At 50.0% G+C, this 2,205-nt stretch carries 5 protein-coding genes; all 5 read right to left on the reverse strand.

The genetic code is table 11. From position 1 onward, the window contains the following. The coding region (locus tag K6V98_RS00090; RefSeq protein WP_222198499.1) for a helix-turn-helix domain-containing protein at positions 1 to 293 on the reverse strand (293 nt) is incomplete at its 3' end. Next, positions 283 to 918, reverse strand: a complete 636-nt coding sequence (locus K6V98_RS00095; protein WP_222198500.1) for a hypothetical protein — start codon at positions 916 to 918, stop codon at positions 283 to 285. The genes K6V98_RS00095 and K6V98_RS00090, both read right to left, overlap by 11 nt. A 217-nt stretch (positions 919 to 1,135) precedes the next feature. Further along, the gene (locus K6V98_RS00100; RefSeq protein ID WP_222198501.1) at positions 1,136 to 1,345 is read right to left on the reverse strand and encodes a hypothetical protein; all 210 of its coding nucleotides are present in this window, start codon (positions 1,343 to 1,345) and stop codon (positions 1,136 to 1,138) included. 105 nt (positions 1,346 to 1,450) lie between these two features. Then, complete coding sequence (locus tag K6V98_RS00105; RefSeq protein WP_222198502.1) at positions 1,451 to 1,741, reverse strand: hypothetical protein; 291 nt, start codon at positions 1,739 to 1,741, stop codon at positions 1,451 to 1,453. A gap of 38 nt (positions 1,742 to 1,779) precedes the next feature. After that, positions 1,780 to 2,205 (reverse strand): hypothetical protein (locus K6V98_RS00110; protein ID WP_222198503.1); only part of this gene is annotated, 426 nt, incomplete at its 5' end.

The raw sequence follows: 2,205 nt of genomic DNA on the forward strand, positions 1-2,205 counted from the left end.
CCCGGGTCGCGCCCGAACTCATCATATTGTTCTTGGCTTCTGTAGAGCGTGAACACCACTGTTTCCGGTTTATGCTCTGCCTCTGTTACCTGCATGATCGCGTATGAAGCGATCTCGTAGAATCGCTTAAGCTGGTCTTCTAGGTATTCCCAAGCGAACTCAGGCGGCTCATTGCTTGAGGGGCTTTCCCAGCGCCGGGGAGTTATTGCGCTAATTCCCAAATCATTAGCAATGTCCTGCTGTGACAAGCCGATGAACTCACGGACTGCTCTAAAATCTGCCTTAGTTCTCATTTTTTGCGCACTCCATTTTCCACATAATGTGATTTACAGAATCATTGAAATAGCCCATGTATTTTGACCCGGCTAATGTAGTTGATCCGAGTGAAGAACGATGATCCACGTCATCAGATTCAACCAGGCGAACATACTCATCGCCATTAATAACGATGTGTTCACATGGGATACCTGCATCAATGGCATGAGCCATAGACCAGCGCTCATAGCCATATTTTGCGATAAATGCAGCATTTTCAGCACGAGCTGCGGCGAACGCTTCCTCTTCGGCTGTGATTTCAGCCATGCGCTCCGCTTCCTCGTGAGCTACTGCTTCGGGGTCTGCTGCGGCTTTTACGGCACGCTCATCAATGCTATAGAAGTCAGTTTCACGAGCAAACTTCCCGGTATGGTGCCAGCTAGTCCACTTAAAGAACTCTGCAAAGATCTCATCTTTTTTCATTTTTTCAAGACCTGCAATGGCGGGTAGGTCATCATCCGCTAAGTAGGCATTGATGGCTTCGATCATGATTTTCTTAGTCCATTTTGATTTTGGCATTTCGCCATCTTCATACGCCTGCTGAGCGCGGACACTCATTGATGAGCCAACATATCCAGATTGGTTAAATGCTACTTTGCTCATTAGTCTCTCCTTAGACCCTAGCGCGATCCCCGGTGGCCGCGCCTTGTGGCTTTATAGTAGCATGTTATGCTATAGATCACAATACTATTTACTAATTTCTTTATACGCCTTCTACCTGCTATTATGTTATTTCATGTTCTGAACTGATACACAACATATACACAAAAGCAAAAAGCCCCCGCCCAACGGCGGGGACTCTCTTAAGATGTATATATGCCTATGAATTAGCGAGCAGGCGCAACGCGTTAGGGATGGATGCAATTACCGCCTCAATATCTTTCCGCATGTCCTCACGATCAAACGAGCTAATTTTTCTCTTTCCTGTAGCGTGTCCTGCGCTCGCTTCTTCGATGCGAGCCGGTACTCCCTGATCTGCTCGCTTCCGTTCAGCCCCGGGGGTGTGAAACTCTCTAACGTCATCAGTCATGCATTCCTCCCATCCATTCCGGAAAACCCTAGTACCTAGCGCCACATACCTATTTACAAGCCCGTAAACGCGATTCTGTTGAGCCGTCTACCTGCGGGTTTGTGCTTAGAGCTGATATGAGCGTTTTAGCTCTGCTACCCGCCTAGATACGGCGGCGTAGTCTTCCCCTAAAATAAACCGCTGCTCATGGTCTCCGCCTAGCTCACCGTTTAGCACCATGTGAGCTAGGTTTTCTAGATCATGAACGGTTAGGCGAGGACCACACCAAGCCGCGCGGCGATTGATCTCGTCTTGCACTTGCTTGTAGCTATATCCTGCTCGTTCAAGTCTTTTCCGGCGATCGTCGCAATTGCCGAACTCTCCGTTTAAAACTCGCTGCACAATCTCATCAAGCATTCGCTCCTCCATAAACGCTATTTCTAGCGCCTATGGTATCACAGTTGCCCGGCGTTGATTGCGTGCTGAAGCCCGCGAATCGCAGTTGAGGGACCATCTAAGACCCCGTCGCAATACCCATTACCATAGCGGCGAATCATGGCGTTAATGGTGTTTACACCTACTAAGCCATCCGCTTTAGTGCCGAGGTAGTTTCGCTGCAGCGCCTTAATCGTGGGCGAGCCTTCGCCGGTGTAATCATATGACCAGCCGCTGGTGCAGCCGCGAAGAAGGCTACGGTTATCAGGCCACTGATGCCAGATCTCACCATCAACCACCGCACCTAATGCGCGCTGCAAGGCTGCTGTGGTGGCTTGTCCCCACCAGCCATCTTCACTGATTCCGCCGCCTGCTTCGCTCTTTGAAGAGCTAGGCACGCCGTCGTAGTTTGGACGAATAATCGCAGCCACAACGCCCCAAGAGCG

It is taken from the genome of Collinsella ureilytica (assembly GCF_019795105.1).
Classification (GTDB): domain Bacteria; phylum Actinomycetota; class Coriobacteriia; order Coriobacteriales; family Coriobacteriaceae; genus Collinsella; species Collinsella ureilytica.